Below are 15,336 nucleotides of genomic sequence, written 5' to 3'. Positions count from 1 at the left end.
CCAGCCATTGTCGCTTGAAGACGATATTCGCATTATTTCCGGTGTTTCGCTGTTCGAGGATTTGAGCGCCGAGCAGCTGCGCCTGCTTGCCTTCGGTGCCGAGCGCCTCACCATCGCGCGCGGCCGCGAGCTCTATCGCGAAGGCCAGAACGCTGAATGCGGCTATATCGTCGTGTCCGGTGAAATCGACCTGTTCCGCGAGACACCGCGCGGCCGCCTCGTCATCAGGCAGGTCGGTCCGGGGATGATTCTCGGCGAACTGGCGCTGATAACCGAGACGAAGCGCCTGACCGGCGCCTGTGCCGCAGTGGAAACCCAAGTCATCCGCGTCAACCGCAGCCTGTTCCGGCGCATGCTGGAGGAGTATCCGGAAACCGCGGCGGCGCTCCACCAGCAGCTCTCGGTGCGCCTGTGCAACCTGCTCGACCAGATCGGCGACCTCGAAGAACGCTTCAGCGACGACTGATTAGCCGCAGAGCGCGAATTTCGCGATCACCGGCACATGGTCGGAGGGTTTTTCCCATCCGCGCGCCTCGCGCAGCACGGTGATGTCGGAGAGAAACGGCTCCAGATCCGGCGATCCCCAGACATGATCGAGGCGGCGGCCCCTGTCGGATTCGTCCCAGTCCTTCGCCCGGTAGCTCCACCAGGTGAAGATCTTTTCTTCCGGCGGAATGAAGACCCGCATCAGGTCCGACCAGCCGCCGGCTCTGCGCAGATCTTCCAGCGTCTCGGTCTCGATCGGCGTATGGCTGACGACTTTCAACAGCTGTTTGTGCGACCACACATCCGTTTCGAGCGGCGCGATGTTGAGATCGCCGACCAGGATCACCGAGTCGGCCGCACCCGGATCCGCGGTGATCGCGCGCATCTCGTCGAGAAAACCAAGCTTGTGGGCGAATTTCGGATTGATGTCCGGATTCGGCTCGTCGCCGCCGGCCGGCACGTAAAAATTGTGGATGCGCACCGCCCGTTTCGGCGCCTTGACGATGCAGTCGAGATGGCGCGTGTCGCCAATCCCGCAGAAATCGCGGCTTTCGACCTCTTCGAGCGGGAATTTCGAGATCGTGGCGACGCCGTGATAGCCCTTCTGGCCATGAATCTCGACATGTTCGTATCCTAGTTTTCGAAACGCCTTGAACGGAAACTGGTCGTTCGGACATTTCGTTTCCTGCAGGCACAGCACGTCGGGCTGGTAGGTTTCGAGAAACGACTCGACCATCGGCAGGCGAAGGCGGACGGAATTGATGTTCCAGGTAGCGACTGAAAATGTCATGGGATTCCCCGAAAAAGGTCCCTTTCTTCTTTCAGCCGGTCACCGCAATGACAAGCGGCCGGATCGCGAATCGCGCCGGCCGCCCACAATTTAGCGATTTCGCTTGCGCCTACTGGCTGCGCTTCTGCCGCTGGTCGCGGATGCGCCCATAGGGAACCTCGAAGGTCTTGGCGCCGAATTTCACGCCCTGCTGGACGTTGTAGACCATCACGGTCGTGTCCTTGCCCTGCGCGTCGCGAATCGTCCACTGGCGCAGATCGTAGCTCTTGGGATCGAACATCATCGTGATCTCGCTGTCGCCGAACAGCTGCTTGTCGCCGATGACGATCGTCGTCAGGTCGTCGTCCTGCCTGACGCTGCGCACGCGGCTCCCGGACAGGTCGATCTTGTCGCCGAGCAGCACCTTCAGCGGCGTCTTGCCGAGCGGATAGATGTCCCAGGTGTTGAGTTTCTTGTTGTTGACGACAAGCGACGAGCCGTCGGCGACGACGCGGATCGGCGACGGCTTCTCGTAGAGAAACAGCATCTTGCCGGGCCGCTCGATATAGAACTTGCCGCCGGTCTGTTCGCCGTTCGGTCCGAACTGCACGAACTCGCCGGCCATGGTCTTCACCTGCGCGAAGTGATCCGCGATCTGCTGGGCCGTGTCCGCGGCGGCGGTCGCCGCCGACAGCGGCATCGCCGCGAAGGCACCGGCCACGATCGCGCCGAACACCACGCTCCGCCGCGTCATGCCCGTATTTTTCCGAATCGTCATGAGACGCTCCCTGGCCTCTTCCATTTCCGTTTGCCGCGATGGTTAGGCATACAGTTTGGCTTCTCTGTGGCATGTGCCACAGCGCGGCAACGGCCCGGCCTCACATCTCGTCATCTTCGGTCGGAACGAGAATCTCGCGCTTGCCGGCATGGTTGGCGGGACCGATGATCCCCTCCTGCTCCATCCGTTCGATGATCGAGGCCGCGCGGTTGTAGCCGATGCCGAGACGCCGCTGGACATAGGAGGTCGAGGCCTTCTTGTCGCGCAGCACGACGGCCACCGCCTGATCGTAGGGATCGTCGGAATCCTCCAGTCCGCCGCCGCCGCCCGAACCGCCGGCGTCGCCGCCGTCTTCGTCGTCGTCCTCGGTGATCGATTCGAGATACTCCGGCACGCCCTGCATCTTCAGATGGGCGACGATCTCCTCGACCTCGCGGTCGGAGACGAACGGTCCGTGCACCCGCTGGATGCGCCCGCCGCCGGCCATGTAGAGCATGTCGCCCATGCCGAGCAGCTGTTCTGCGCCCTGCTCGCCGAGAATCGTGCGGCTGTCGATCTTCGACGTCACCTGGAACGAGATGCGCGTCGGGAAGTTCGCCTTGATCGTGCCGGTGATGACGTCGACGGAGGGGCGCTGCGTCGCCATGATGACGTGGATGCCGGCCGCGCGCGCCATCTGCGCCAGCCGCTGCACCGCGCCCTCGATGTCCTTGCCGGCGACCATCATCAGGTCGGCCATCTCGTCGATGATGACGATGATATAGGGCATCGGCTCCAGATCGAGCGTCTCGGTCTCGTAGATCGCCTCGCCGGTCTCCCGGTCGAAGCCGGTCTGGACGGTGCGCGAGATGTCCTTGCCCTTCTTGGCCGCCTCTTTCACCTTGGCGTTGAAGCCGTCGATGTTGCGCACGCCGATCTTCGACATGTTCTTGTAGCGCTGCTCCATCTCGCGGACGGTCCATTTCAGCGCCACGACGGCCTTTTTCGGATCGGTCACGACCGGGGTCAGCAGATGCGGAATGCCGTCATAGACCGACAGTTCCAGCATTTTCGGGTCGATCATGATCAGCCGGCATTCCTCCGGCGTCATCTTGTAGAGGATCGACAGGATCATCGTGTTGATGGCGACCGACTTGCCCGAGCCGGTCGTGCCCGCGACAAGCAGGTGCGGCATCTTGGCGAGATCGGCGATCACCGCCTCGCCATTGATCGTCTTGCCCAGCGTCAGCGCCAGTTTCGCCTTGGAGCTGTCATAGGCCTGCGAGGAAATCAGTTCGCGCAGGAACACCGTCTCGCGGCGCGCATTCGGCAGTTCGATGCCGATGGCGTTGCGGCCGGGCACGACGGCGACGCGCGCGGCGATCGCGCTCATCGAGCGGGCGATGTCCTCGGCCAGACCGATCACGCGCGACGACTTGATGCCGGGCGCCGGCTCCAGTTCGTAAAGCGTGACGACCGGGCCGGGCCGGACGTGGATGATTTCGCCGCGCACGCCGAAATCCTCCAGCACGCCTTCGAGCAGCCGGGCATTCTGTTCCAGCGCCTCAGGCGAAAGGCTCGCGTCGCGGCCGACGTTTTTCGGCTCGGCGAGAAGATGGATGGACGGCAGGTCGAAACCGCCGTCATGGATGAAGCTCACTTGCGCCTCGCGCTGCACGCGAACGCTCTGTTTCGGCTTCGGTGCGGGCGCGGTGACGCGCGCCGACGGGCCGGTTGCGGGCGCGTCGGCCGGCACTGCCTCGCCGCGTGGCGATGCCGGCGCCCAGTCCTGCGCGCCGTCCCAATCGTCCTCTTCGTCTTCGCCGATGTCGAAATCGGGATCGAACGCGGCCTCGGGACCGGCGGCAAAATCGGGTTCGACGCGCGGACCGGCCTCGCGGTGGACCGCGCGACTACGCACGGGCTTCGCATGGCGCTTCGTGCCGAAAATCGCGCGTCGCAGCCCGGCGCGCACGGTATAGAAGCCATGGATCAGGGCGCCGATGGTGACGAAGCGGCCGCCCCGGCCGGTTTCCTCATCGTCATCCTCGTCGATTGCCTCGGCGCCCCGCCACAGGAAGCCACAGGAAACGGCAAGCGCATAGACCGCCGCCGGCGCCAGGAAGAGGAAGGCCAGGAAGCGCACCCAGCCGGTCGGATAGCCGCCGGTCATCATGCCCGGAAGCCGCAGCACCATGTCGCCGAAAACCCCGCCGAGACCGGTTGGCAATGGCCAGTGGCGGGTAACCGAAAAGCACCCGATCATCGCGGCGACGAGAATTGCGGCCACCGGCCACGCCATCAGGCGGCGCGCCGCGTGCGACCAGTAGTGACCGCGAATGCGCGCATAGCCCCAGAAGACGAGCGGAAGCATCGCCGGCAGCGCGGCGATGCCGAAAAATTGCATCAGCAGATCCGACACGACCGCGCCGGGATAGCCCATCGCGTTGCTGACGGGTGTGTCCGCCGCGAAGCTCCAGCTCGGGTCGCCGGCGTTCCACGTGGCCAGAGAAAACAAGACAAAAGTGCTCAGCAGCCACAGCAGAGCGCCGGACGCGATCTCCAGCTGGCGGCGTAAAAGCGCGGTCATTCCGGCGGAAAGCGTGCGGTCGCCACGATGGCCCCGCCCAATCGCCCGGTCCGCTGATACTGAAATGGCGTGATCGGCCCGCATCCCGTATTCCCGTCGTTTGCCTGCCCCCACGGCAGACGCATTTTTCCTGCGGCAGCCTAGTAAAGCTTGGTTAAACAGGCATTAACCATCCATCAGCGCGGCGGCGCCAGCGCGTTTCGCCGGACAAAAAAGGGCCGGTCGAAAGACCGGGCCAGTTGGTGTGATGATAAACATCACGACGGGATCAATAGCGGGGACGGACGAAGGGAGGAGGTTTCGTCCGTCCCCGGTGTTCGCCCGCGGCCTCAGCCGCGAGAGAATTCCGGGTAGGCTTCGACGCCGATTTCGGCCTTGTCCATGCCCATTTCCTCTTCCTCTTCGCTTGCGCGGATACCCACGGTCGCCTTCAGGACGAACCACAGGATGCCGGAAGCAACGAAGGTGAAGATGCCGACAGCGACGATGCCGAGAAGCTGCACGCCGTAGCTGGTGTCGGCATTCGACAGCGGCACGATGAACGTGCCCCAGATGCCGGCCAGCAGGTGGACCGGGATCGCGCCGACGACGTCGTCGATCTTCAGCTTGTCGAGCAGCGGCACCGCAAACACCACGATCGCTGCGCCGACGCCGCCGACGAAGATCGCGACCGGGACGCTCGGAGCGAGCGGCTCGGCGGTGATCGCGACGAGGCCGGCCAGCGCGCCGTTCAGCGCCATGGTGACGTCGACCTTCTTGTAGATCAGCTGGGTGAGCAGCATCGCAACGACCACGCCGGCGGCAGCCGCCAGGTTGGTGTTGGCGAAGATCCGCGAGATGTCGGTGACGTCGCTGATCGTGCCCATGGCGAGCTGAGAGGCACCGTTAAAGCCGAACCAGCCGAGCCACAGGATGAAGGTGCCGAGCGTGGCGAGCGGCATCGACGAACCCGGCATCGGGTTGATTTCGCCGCCGGCGCCGTATTTGCCCTTGCGCGCGCCGAGTATCAGGGCGCCGGAAAGCGCAGCCCAGCCGCCGACCGAGTGAACCAGCGTCGAACCGGCGAAATCGGAAAAGCCCTGGACGGACAGCCAGCCGCCGCCCCACTGCCAGGAACCGGTGATCGGGTAGAACAGGCCGGTCAGGAAGACGGTGAAGATCATGAACGGCCACAACCGGATGCGCTCGGCGAGCGTGCCGGAGACGACCGAGGCCGCGGTGGCGCAGAACACCATCTGGTAGAACCAGTCGGACGCCGTCGAGTAGCCCGTGTCGAGGGCGTCGCCGCCGACCGGGTCGAAGCTGTAGGGGCCGAACGAACCGATGAAGCCGCCGTCGACGCCGACATACATCAGCTTGTAGCCGATCAGCCAGTAGAGCAGGCCGGCGACCGAGTAGAGCGCGATGTTCTTCAACAGCTGCATCGAGACGTTCTTGGAACGCACGAGGCCCGCTTCCAGCATGGCGAAACCGGCCGCCATCCACATCACGAGGAAACCGCCGATGAGGAACAGCAGCGTGTTGAAGATATAGGCCGTATCGGCTGCCAGCGCATAGGCCGGCGCCTCGGTCTCCTGCGCCATCACCGGCGCTGCGCACAGCACTGCGGCTGCGGCGAGACCGGCCAGGCCATATTTGAAACCTTTGGACATAGTCATGTTAGATGAACTCCTGAGTAACTGTCTCGCGCCTTAAAGCGCCTCGGAATCGGTCTCGCCGGTGCGGATCCGGACGGCGTGGTCGATGGCGTAGGTGAAGATCTTGCCGTCTCCGATCTGGCCGGTTTTCGCGGCGCCGGAGATGGCCTCGATAACCTTCTCGACCATGTCGTCATCCACCGCGAGCTCGATCTTCAGCTTCGGCAGGAAGCTGATTGCGTACTCGGCTCCGCGATAGATTTCCGTATGCCCCTTCTGACGCCCATACCCCTTCACCTCGGTGACGGTCAGGCCCTGGACGCCAAGCCCGGTGAGGGCTTCGCGCACCTCGTCCAGTTTGAAGGGCTTGATGATGGCCATGACTATTTTCATGCGCTGTGTTTCCCTTTTTTCAATGCGCCGGCCGTATGGGGCCGGTGGTCGTGATGGCGGCACGGCAGAGCCTGCCGGACGCCGTCACTCCTCACGATTCAAGACGCGTGCCAAACGCGCAGAAAAAGCACAACCCACTGAGAAATATAGGATATTAGATAGTAGCGCGATAATTGCTGCAATGCAGCGTCCGTATCGTGCCATAAAAACAGGCATATATGTGATATCGCTTAAAAATCAGGCATTGGAATCAAAAACCCGGGCCGGAGCCCGGGTCTGATCATGTCGGTCGCCCGATGGTTCAGGCGTGATACGCCGATTCACCGTGGGAGGCGAGGTCGAGACCTTCGCGTTCCGCTTCCTCGGTGGCGCGGATACCGGTGATCGCCTTGGTGATGTAGATCAGGATCAGCGAACCGATGCCGGACCACAGGATGGTCACGATAACACCCTTGAACTGGGCCATGACCTGGGCGCCCATCGTGACGCCTTCGCCGAAGCCGATGCCGCCGAGGCTGGAAGCCGTCAGCACGCCGGTCATGATCGCGCCGACCATGCCCCCGATGCCATGCACGCCGAATACGTCCAGGCTGTCGTCATAGCCGAATTTCGACTTGATCGTGGTGACGAAGAAGTAGCAGATCGGCGAAACCATCAGGCCCAGCACGATGGAGCCGACCGGCCCGATCGAGCCGCAGGCCGGCGTGATGGCGACCAGACCGGCCACCATGCCCGACGCTGCGCCAAGGCCGGAGGCCTTGCCGCGCGTCACGCTTTCCACGATCGACCAGGAGACGACGGCCGCAGCCGTGGCGACGAAGGTGTTCAGCATCGCCAGGGTGGCGCCCGATGTCGCCTCCAGGTTGGAGCCAGCATTGAAGCCGAACCAGCCGACCCACAGCATCGCGGCGCCGACCATGGTCAGCGTCATCGAATGCGGCGCCATGTTGTCCTTGCCGAAACCGACGCGCTTGCCCAGCACCAGCGCCCACATCAGGCCCGCCATGCCGGCATTGATGTGAACGACGGTGCCGCCGGCGAAGTCCAGCGCGCCCCAGTCCAGGATCAGGCCGCCTTCGCCCCAGACCATGTGCGCGATCGGGAAGTAGATGAAGGTCACCCACAGCACGGTGAACAGCATCACGCCGGAGAACTTGGCGCGCTCGGCAAAGGCGCCGACGATCAGCGCCGGGGTGATGGCCGCGAAGGTCATCTGGAAGGCGATGAAGACGTATTCCGGCAGTTCGACGCCGTCGGTGAAGGTCGCCACCGTCGAATCCGGCGTCACGCCTGCGAGGAACAGCTTGGACATGCCACCCCAATAGGTGCCGGCTCCGCCGAAAGCGAAGGAGTAGCCCCACAGCACCCAGACGATCATGACGACGGAGGTGATCAGCGTGCACTGCATCAGGACCGACAGCATGTTCTTGGAGCGCACGAGGCCGCCATAGAACAGTGCCAGGCCCGGGACGATCATGAACAGGACTAGGAGCGAGGACGTCATCATCCAGGAGACGTCGCCCTTGTCCACGATCGGCCCGGCCACCTCGGCGGCTTCCTGCGCGAGCACGGCGGACGAGGAGATGAGAAGAGTTGCAAGCGCCAGTGCGCCTGTGCGGAATCGTGAGATCATCGGTTTAAGCCCCGCTTGTTCCTGCGCATCACAACGCATCGGAATCGGTTTCGCCGGTGCGGATGCGCACGGCGCTTTCAATGGAAATCGTGAAGATCTTGCCGTCGCCGATCTGGCCGGTCTTGGCCGCGCCGGCGATGGTCTCGATCACCTTTTCGACGAGGTCGTCGTCAACCGCGACCTCGATCTTCAGCTTTGGCAGGAAGGCGATCGAATATTCGGCGCCGCGATAGATTTCGGTATGGCCCTTCTGTCGCCCGAAGCCTTTGACTTCGGTGACCGTCAGGCCCTGAATGCCGATCCCGGTGAGGGCTTCTCGCACCTCGTCCAGTTTGAACGGCTTGATGATAGCCATGATGATTTTCATTCGCCCATCCTTTCGAGACGGTTGCACACCGTACCTCGCCGGAAACATTCCGGTCGGCGAACAGGATTCAAAACCCGTGCCAAATCGCGCATCGGAACAAGCGAAAGGCTTTTTTATGTATCGCGATCAAAAATCGGACTGAAAACGCCCATGAATTGAGCGTCATTTCAATTTTTGCACAAAACTTAGGCAGAATGCGCTGAATACGGGAAACTAGCCGCGCAACCGGATCAGGCCTTCCTGGGCGACGGACGCGACCAGCGTGCCGTCGCGGGCGTAGATCGCTCCGCGCGTGAAGCCGCGCGCACCCGACGTGTTCGGACTGTCCTGGGTATAGAGGAACCAGTCGTCGAGCTTATGCGGGCGGTGGAACCACATCGCGTGGTCGAGGCTGGCCATCTGGATGTCGCGGTCGAAGAACGAGCGCCCATGCGCAAACAGCGACGTGTCGAGCAGCGTCATGTCGGACAGATAGGCCAGGACCGCGGCCTGCAGCGCGCGGTCGTCCGGCACCGGACCGGTAACGCGGATCCACATATGCTGCTTCGGCGGCAGTTTCTCGCGCGTCATGTAATGGGTCAGCGACACCGGCTTGAATTCGATCGGCCGTTCGCGCTGCCAGTATTTGCGCAGCGCTTCCGGCAGTTGGTCGATGAACTGGCTGACAAGATCCTTCTCGGACAGCAGCGTTTCCGGGGCCGGTATCCCTTCCGGCATCTCGATCGCGTGCTCGAGACCCGGCTCGTCGATCTGGAACGAGGCCGACAGCGAGAAGATCGCCTCGCCGTGCTGGATAGCGACGACGCGCCGCGTCGTGAAGCTCTTTCCGTCGCGGATCCGGTCGACCTCGTAGATGATCGGCACTTCCGGATCGCCCGGCCGCATGAAATAGCAATGCAGCGAATGGACGTGGCGGTCCGGCTCGACGGTGCGCTGGGCGGCGACCAGCGCCTGGCTGATCACCTGGCCGCCGAACACGCGCTGCCAACCCGATTGCGGGCTGCGACCACGGAACAGATTGCGTTCCAGCGGCTCCAGATCGAGAATGGAAATCAGTTCCTCAACGGCAGAAGACATGGCGGGTAATCCGGTTTGGATATGTCATCGCGCTTTGCTACAGGTGGAACCGGACAAGTCAAGATCGCGGCCGCGGCCCGGCCGCAAACGGAGACGCCCATGCCGGCAGCAACGAAACGCAAACCCGCCGCCAAAACGCGCCGGAAACCGAGCGGCCCGCTCGACGTCCTGATCGCCGGCGCCGGCTATGTCGGCCTTGCCGCCGCCGCCGCGATCGCCCATGCCGCGCCGCATCTTTCGATCCGGATCGTCGATCCGGCGCCCGAAGGCGTCTGGAAGAAGGACGGCCGCGCCTCGGCCATCGCCGCCGCCGCGATCCGTATGCTGGAAGAGCTCGGCTGCTGGGACAAGATCCTGCCCGATGCCGAAGCGATCCGCGAGATGATCGTCACCGACAGCCGCACCGGCGATCCGGTGCGCCCGGTCTTCCTGACCTTCGACGGCGAGGTCGCGCCGGGCGAACCCTTCGCCCACATGGTGCCGAACGTGACCATGAACGGGGCGCTGCGCGAAAAATGCGAGGCCTGCGGCGTGACGATCAGCCAGGGCGTCGGCGTCTCGGGATTTTCCGAGGAGGCTCCGGGCGCGCCGCTGACCGTGACGCTCTCCGACGGCGAGGAACTGAAGACCCGGCTGCTCGTCGCCGCCGATGGCGCCCGCTCGGCGCTACGCGCCCTTGCCGGCATCAAGACGGTCCACTGGGACTACGGCCAGATGGGCATCGTCGCCACCATCGCGCATGAGCGCCCGCACGAAGGCCGCGCCGAGGAGCATTTCCTGCCCGCCGGCCCCTTCGCCATCCTGCCGCTCAAGGGCAACCGCTCCTCCATCGTCTGGTCGGAAACGGCGGCAAATGCCGAGCGCCTCCTCAAGGCCGACGATTTTACCTTCGATTTCGAACTGGAGAAGCGCTTCGGCCTGAAACTCGGCGAAATCCATGTCGAGGGCCAGAAGCGGGCTTATCCGCTCGGCCTGACGCTGGCCCGCGACTTCGTCAAGCCGCGTTTCGCGCTCATCGGCGACGCCGCGCACGGCATCCATCCGATCGCCGGCCAGGGCCTCAATCTCGGCTTCAAGGACGCCGCCGCACTGGCCGAAACCATCGTCGAGGCCGACCGGCTTGGCCTCGATATCGGCGCGCTCGACGTGCTGCAGCGCTACGAGCGCTGGCGGCGCTTCGACACCTGGCAGATGGGCGTCACCACCGATGTGCTGAACCGGCTGTTCTCCAACGACTTCACGCCGCTGCGCGCGGTCCGCGACATCGGTCTCGGCCTCGTCGACCGCATGCCCGGCCTGAAGGGCTTCTTCATCGGCCAGGCGGCGGGTCTCTCCGGCCCCGCTCCGCGGCTGTTGCGCGGCGAACCGATCTGAACGGTTCTGTCAGTGTGCCCGAGACGCCACGCCCCCGGCCGCGAGCGGCTTGTGCCCGCTCCAGTCGGTGTTGCGGGTGGCGAACATCAGCACCGTCAGGATGACGAAGCCGGTCACGCTGCCGACGAGCAGCGCCGCTTCGGCCAACTGCAGCACGACATAGAGAAAGCCGTAAAGCGCCGAAAACCCGCCAAAGGCCGCCAGCGTCCACACCCGTCCGGGAAACAGCGAGGCGACGAAACCCGCGATCACCGCGCCGGTCGCGCCCGCGGCGACGGCATAGGCAATCGTGAAGCCGACGAATTCGGCCAGCCCCAACAACAGCGTGTAGAAGACGACGATCATCATGCCGGTCATCGCATAATGCACCAGATGCATCCGGCCCTTCGCGACGATCTCGATCACGAAGATGACGAGAAACGCCATCGATACGAACAGGACGCCATATTTTACCGCGCGGTCGACCTGCTTGTAGAAATCGACCGGCTGGTAGAACCGCACGCCGAAGGCGCTTTCGGTTTGCCGCGAAAAGACCTGCGCGCCGGCAAGCTCCAGATGCGGAATCTCGCGCGCCAGTTTCGGCACGCTCCAGCTCGCCTTGAAACCATCCTCCGCCACGCTGCGTGACTGCGGCAGGAATGCGCCGGAAAAGCTCGGATGCGGCCAGGACGAGGCGAGCGTCACCGTCGTCCGGTCGCCCGCCGGCACGAAACGGATTTCCTGCGACCCTTTCAGGCCGAGCGCCATATCGACCGCCAGCGTCCGGCCCCCGGCGCCAAAGTCAGCGTCCAGCCCGGCCGGCGCGCTGAGCCCGGAATGGGAATCGCCATAGACGGCGCCCAGTCCCGGTTCGATAGCCTCAATTTCGCGCCCGTTCGCCCTGAGCGACAGGGTCTCGATGCCTTTCAGGTCGGATATGCCGGCAACGATGCGCGCCCGCGACCAGTCGGCGCCGCCCGCTGGGTAGGGCAGCGTCTCGAAATCCGGCGCGGTGAATGTCGCCGACATGGCGAGATCGGCCTGGTAGACGACGGCCTCGTGAATGCCGCGCTTGCGGGTATCCGTCGCCGCCTTGCCATCGACCGAGAGACGGTTTGGCGCGATCAGCACCTTGCGTGTCACCTCGCGCGGCGCTTCGCCCTCCTTTCCGCCGGGCTGCAACACGGTGACCGGCACTTCCAGAAAGGGGCCGGCAAGCGTCTGCGCGCCGCCCCATTGCCGGCCGATCTCCGCCGTTGCCCGGCGGAAATTCGCCTCGCGGTCCTGTACCAGCAGCCATACCGCGAAAAGCGGCACGGACAGCATGACGACGAGAACGCCGAGGACAAAGAACTTCACGCCAAGGCTGCGCATGAAGAACGGCGCCATGCTCGCCGCCTGCGAAATCGGGGATGCGGCATCCGCGCCGCCTTGCACTGTACCATCATAGCTTTCGGTCTCGGCCATGTGACTTCCCTCCACATCGGGTCCGAAGGTTGAACGGCCGTAACGAAGTGTGATCATCGCGGCTGAAATCGGCCCGCAAGAGGGTCATTTCGGGGTGTTGCGATGGACAGATGGTGGCCGAAATCAGGCGGAGGCCAGCCCCAGCGTGCGTTCGATGCGCGGGAAACACTCCGCCAGCACCGGCGGTTCGCCAAGCGCATGCGCCAGCGCGATCGAGCCCTGCCAGTCGGCGATGACGGCGCGCGCCCGCGACAATGCGATCGCCGGCCTGAGCCCGGCCCGGCCGAGCTCCGTCGCCACGAAGCCGGTCAGCAGCGAAAAGCTCTCCGCGGCCCGCGCCGACTGTTCGGCCATGGTCGGCCGGAAATCTCGCGTCGCCGAAAAGATCGGACAGCCGTGCCGCACGCGGCTCTGCTGCGACGACTGCAGCCGCGCCACGAGCAGTTTCAGCCGTTGGCGCGGCTCCGGTGATTCGGCGCTGACCTCCTCGATCAGCGTTTCGGTCTGGTGGACGAAAAGATCGGCGACCGCCTGAGCGAGATCGGCCTTGGTCTTGAAGTAATAATAAACATTGCCGAGCGGAACGCCGGATGCCGCCGCGATATCGGCGAGGCTCGCCGCCTCGTAGCCCCGCGTCCAGAACAGTTCCGCCGCCGCCTGGACCAGCGCCTCGCGTTTTGCCTCGCCACGCTTGCGTCTTGGCTTGTCAGTCACCTGCCGCTTTCCCGATTCGGTTCGACGCCAGCCTATCTCACGATTACGGATTGTCGAGGGAACGCGCTTCCGACGGCAGCATGATCGGCACGCCGCCGCGCACCGGATAGGCGAGCTTCGCCGCCTCGGAGACGAGTTCGCAGCGCTCCCTGTCGAAATGCAGCGGCGTCTTGGTCAGCGGGCAGACGAGGAGATCCAGCAGCTTCGGGTCGATCTCGTCGCCGCGGTCTTCCTTCTTGCCGGTATTTTGCTTTTCGGTGTCCTGCATCATCTGCCGTCCCGTTCTCTCCGAACGCGAAAATCCTATTGCAGCATTCTGCCGGAGTCATCCTTGTCGCGCGCCAGCGCCATCTCCGTCAGCGCGATCAGCGTCTCGGCGCGGCTTTTCAGGTCCGGCGCCTCGAGCAGGGCCTGCTTTTCCGCCGGCCCGTAGGGCGACATCATGCACAGGGCGTTGACGAGCGTTTCGTTGCCGGCGCGCTTGACGCTGTCCCAGTCCGCCTCCAGTTCGTTGGCGTCGAGATAGGCGCGGAAGACCCGCAGCAGTTCCTCCCTGTCGACGCATTCCGCCTCGTGGCCGTCATCGAGATCGGACACGAACGGCGTGATCCGGCACTGGCGGAACGGCAGGCGACCGTTGAGTTCCTCGGCGATGCGGAAGCGGCAAATGCCCTGCAGCGAGACGATGTAGCGCCCGTCGCCGGTTTCGGCGAAGGAAGCGATACGCCCGAGACAGCCGACCGCGCAGAGATTGGGTTTTTCCGGCTTCCCGGTGTCGCCGCTGAATTTCGGCTGGATCATGCCGATCACGCGGTCGCCACGCAGCGCCGCATCGATCATTTCCAGGTAGCGCGGTTCGAAGATGTTCAGCGGCATCTGGCCGCCCGGCAGCAACAGCGCGCCCGACAGCGGGAACACAGGAACCGTCTCCGGCACATCCCTTGCGGTGCTATATGTCATGTTTCCTGCCTGCATTGCCCTGTAGCGATCCTCCCTGACCGCGATCCGCTTTCGAATCTGGAGCGCGAGCCGCCGAACTCAAGGGCGTTCGGCAACCCCGCTCAGCGGAACAATATGCTCGACAGCTTCCGCCGCGCCTTCACGGTCGCCGGATCGGTCGGGCCCCAGGCCTCGAAGAACTTCAGCAATTCGAGCCGCGCGCCGTCCTCGCGCCATTCACGGTCGGCCGCCATGATGTCGAGCAGCAGGTCCGCCGCGCCCTCACGGTCGCCAGTGGCGTTGCGGATCTGGGCGAGATCGAAGCGCGCGTCGTGATCCGCCGGATCGGCGGCGAGACGCCGTTCGAGCGCGGCCGGATCGCCAAGACCCTCGACCTTTTCCGCGAGCTCCATGCGCGCCTTGACCGACGCCAGCTCGGTCGAGCCGGCGATTGCCTCCGGCGCCTGCTCGACCATCTGCCTGGCCTGTTCGCTCTCGCCGGCGTCGAGCAGCATGCCGGCCAGGCCCGCATAGGCCGGCGCGTTGTCGGGCACCTGCTGCAGAATCATCTGGTAGATCTGTGCCGCCTGGTTGAGATCGCCGGCCTCGCGCGCCGCCGTGGCCGCCTCAAGCGCCTGTTCCAGCGCCTTTTCCTGTTCGCCGCCCTTCGAGGCGCCGGCCAGTTTGGCGATGAACTCGTTCAGCTGGCTGTCCGGAACCGCGCCCATGAACCCGTCGACCGGCTGGCCATTGTGGAAGGCCACGACCGCCGGGATCGACTGCACGCCCATCTGGCCCGGGATGGCCGGATGATCGTCGATGTTCATCTTCACCAGCTTGACCTTGCCGCCGGCATTCTTCACCGCCGCCTCAAGACGCGGGGTCAGCTGTTTGCACGGGCCGCACCACGGCGCCCAGAAATCGACCAGCACCGGCTGGTTGCGCGATTCGGCGATCACGTCCTGCTGGAAGTCCGCCGTCGTCGTGTCCTTGATCAGCTCGCCGGACGCAACCGGACCACCCGCCATCGCCGGCGCGGCGGCGCCATTGCCCGCCCCGCCGAATTCCACGTGCTGCGCGCCGTAGCCGCTCTGGCCGGCGGCGAACGGATTATCGTTCGAATTCATCGTTTTTTCCTTCGCACCGAGTGCTTT

The 15,336-nt window shown here is 64.4% G+C and carries 15 protein-coding genes; 2 read left to right on the top strand and 13 right to left on the bottom strand.

What is annotated here, in order from left to right:
- Positions 1 to 7 precede the first annotated feature (7 nt).
- Complete coding sequence (locus tag IG169_RS01620) at positions 8 to 466, top strand: Crp/Fnr family transcriptional regulator (protein WP_193174390.1); 459 nt, start codon at positions 8 to 10, stop codon at positions 464 to 466.
- Here the strand turns inward: IG169_RS01620 and xth are convergent, their stop codons facing one another.
- The 8 genes from xth to tesB form a co-directional block, all read right to left on the bottom strand.
- Positions 467 to 1,276 (bottom strand): exodeoxyribonuclease III, encoded by an 810-nt coding sequence (xth, locus tag IG169_RS01615; RefSeq protein WP_193174389.1) that lies wholly within the window; start codon positions 1,274 to 1,276, stop codon positions 467 to 469.
- 109 nt (positions 1,277 to 1,385) lie between these two features.
- Complete coding sequence (locus tag IG169_RS01610) at positions 1,386 to 2,033, bottom strand: outer membrane lipoprotein carrier protein LolA (RefSeq protein WP_246717054.1); 648 nt, start codon at positions 2,031 to 2,033, stop codon at positions 1,386 to 1,388.
- Positions 2,034 to 2,133: 100 nt separating this feature from the next.
- Entirely contained in the window at positions 2,134 to 4,602 is a 2,469-nt protein-coding gene (locus tag IG169_RS01605) for a DNA translocase FtsK (protein WP_246717067.1), read from the bottom strand.
- Between the two features lie 329 nt (positions 4,603 to 4,931).
- Positions 4,932 to 6,260 carry an ammonium transporter gene (locus IG169_RS01600; protein WP_193174386.1) on the bottom strand — a complete coding sequence of 443 codons (1,329 nt, stop codon included), beginning with the start codon at positions 6,258 to 6,260 and terminating at the stop codon, positions 4,932 to 4,934.
- A 33-nt stretch (positions 6,261 to 6,293) separates the two neighbouring features.
- Positions 6,294 to 6,632 (bottom strand): P-II family nitrogen regulator, encoded by a 339-nt coding sequence (locus IG169_RS01595; protein WP_193174385.1) that lies wholly within the window; start codon positions 6,630 to 6,632, stop codon positions 6,294 to 6,296.
- Positions 6,633 to 6,933: 301 nt separating this feature from the next.
- Complete coding sequence (locus IG169_RS01590) at positions 6,934 to 8,265, bottom strand: ammonium transporter (RefSeq protein WP_193174384.1); 1,332 nt, start codon at positions 8,263 to 8,265, stop codon at positions 6,934 to 6,936.
- A gap of 28 nt (positions 8,266 to 8,293) precedes the next feature.
- Positions 8,294 to 8,632, bottom strand: a complete 339-nt coding sequence (locus tag IG169_RS01585; RefSeq protein ID WP_193174383.1) for a P-II family nitrogen regulator — start codon at positions 8,630 to 8,632, stop codon at positions 8,294 to 8,296.
- Positions 8,633 to 8,845: 213 nt separating this feature from the next.
- Positions 8,846 to 9,709: an acyl-CoA thioesterase II gene (tesB, locus tag IG169_RS01580; protein ID WP_193174382.1), complete on the bottom strand. Its 864-nt coding sequence runs from the start codon at positions 9,707 to 9,709 to the stop codon at positions 8,846 to 8,848.
- A gap of 99 nt (positions 9,710 to 9,808) precedes the next feature.
- Here tesB and IG169_RS01575 point away from each other — a divergent pair, with 99 nt between their 5' ends.
- Positions 9,809 to 11,083 carry a ubiquinone biosynthesis hydroxylase gene (locus tag IG169_RS01575; protein ID WP_193174381.1) on the top strand — a complete coding sequence of 425 codons (1,275 nt, stop codon included), beginning with the start codon at positions 9,809 to 9,811 and terminating at the stop codon, positions 11,081 to 11,083.
- A gap of 9 nt (positions 11,084 to 11,092) precedes the next feature.
- Here IG169_RS01575 and creD read toward each other — a convergent pair whose 3' ends face one another.
- The 5 genes from creD to trxA form a co-directional block, all read right to left on the bottom strand.
- Positions 11,093 to 12,529, bottom strand: a complete 1,437-nt coding sequence (creD, locus tag IG169_RS01570; protein ID WP_193174380.1) for a cell envelope integrity protein CreD — start codon at positions 12,527 to 12,529, stop codon at positions 11,093 to 11,095.
- 123 nt (positions 12,530 to 12,652) lie between these two features.
- The gene (locus IG169_RS01565; protein ID WP_193174379.1) at positions 12,653 to 13,243 is read right to left on the bottom strand and encodes a TetR family transcriptional regulator; all 591 of its coding nucleotides are present in this window, start codon (positions 13,241 to 13,243) and stop codon (positions 12,653 to 12,655) included.
- Positions 13,244 to 13,286: 43 nt separating this feature from the next.
- Complete coding sequence (locus IG169_RS01560) at positions 13,287 to 13,511, bottom strand: Trm112 family protein (protein ID WP_193174551.1); 225 nt, start codon at positions 13,509 to 13,511, stop codon at positions 13,287 to 13,289.
- Positions 13,512 to 13,546: 35 nt separating this feature from the next.
- Positions 13,547 to 14,218: an LON peptidase substrate-binding domain-containing protein gene (locus IG169_RS01555; RefSeq protein WP_193174378.1), complete on the bottom strand. Its 672-nt coding sequence runs from the start codon at positions 14,216 to 14,218 to the stop codon at positions 13,547 to 13,549.
- A gap of 86 nt (positions 14,219 to 14,304) precedes the next feature.
- Positions 14,305 to 15,309: a thioredoxin gene (gene trxA / locus IG169_RS01550; protein WP_193174377.1), complete on the bottom strand. Its 1,005-nt coding sequence runs from the start codon at positions 15,307 to 15,309 to the stop codon at positions 14,305 to 14,307.
- Positions 15,310 to 15,336: the final 27 nt, after the last annotated feature.

This window comes from Oricola nitratireducens (genome assembly GCF_014904745.1).
GTDB lineage: Bacteria > Pseudomonadota > Alphaproteobacteria > Rhizobiales > Rhizobiaceae > Oricola > Oricola nitratireducens.
The sequence above is the reverse complement of the archived record's forward strand: the minus strand, read 5'-3'. Positions and strand labels throughout refer to the sequence as shown.

Coding starts and splice junctions, on each gene's coding strand:
- xth (WP_193174389.1), bottom strand. CDS start 1,276: ATGACATTTTCAGTCGCTACCTGGAACATCAATTCCGTCCGCCTTCGC.
- IG169_RS01610 (WP_246717054.1), bottom strand. CDS start 2,033: ATGACGATTCGGAAAAATACGGGCATGACGCGGCGGAGCGTGGTGTTC.
- IG169_RS01605 (WP_246717067.1), bottom strand. CDS start 4,602: ATGACCGCGCTTTTACGCCGCCAGCTGGAGATCGCGTCCGGCGCTCTG.
- IG169_RS01600 (WP_193174386.1), bottom strand. CDS start 6,260: ATGACTATGTCCAAAGGTTTCAAATATGGCCTGGCCGGTCTCGCCGCA.
- IG169_RS01595 (WP_193174385.1), bottom strand. CDS start 6,632: ATGAAAATAGTCATGGCCATCATCAAGCCCTTCAAACTGGACGAGGTG.
- IG169_RS01590 (WP_193174384.1), bottom strand. CDS start 8,265: ATGATCTCACGATTCCGCACAGGCGCACTGGCGCTTGCAACTCTTCTC.
- IG169_RS01585 (WP_193174383.1), bottom strand. CDS start 8,632: ATGAAAATCATCATGGCTATCATCAAGCCGTTCAAACTGGACGAGGTG.
- tesB (WP_193174382.1), bottom strand. CDS start 9,709: ATGTCTTCTGCCGTTGAGGAACTGATTTCCATTCTCGATCTGGAGCCG.
- IG169_RS01575 (WP_193174381.1), top strand. CDS start 9,809: ATGCCGGCAGCAACGAAACGCAAACCCGCCGCCAAAACGCGCCGGAAA.
- creD (WP_193174380.1), bottom strand. CDS start 12,529: ATGGCCGAGACCGAAAGCTATGATGGTACAGTGCAAGGCGGCGCGGAT.
- IG169_RS01560 (WP_193174551.1), bottom strand. CDS start 13,511: ATGCAGGACACCGAAAAGCAAAATACCGGCAAGAAGGAAGACCGCGGC.
- IG169_RS01555 (WP_193174378.1), bottom strand. CDS start 14,218: ATGCAGGCAGGAAACATGACATATAGCACCGCAAGGGATGTGCCGGAG.
- trxA (WP_193174377.1), bottom strand. CDS start 15,309: ATGAATTCGAACGATAATCCGTTCGCCGCCGGCCAGAGCGGCTACGGC.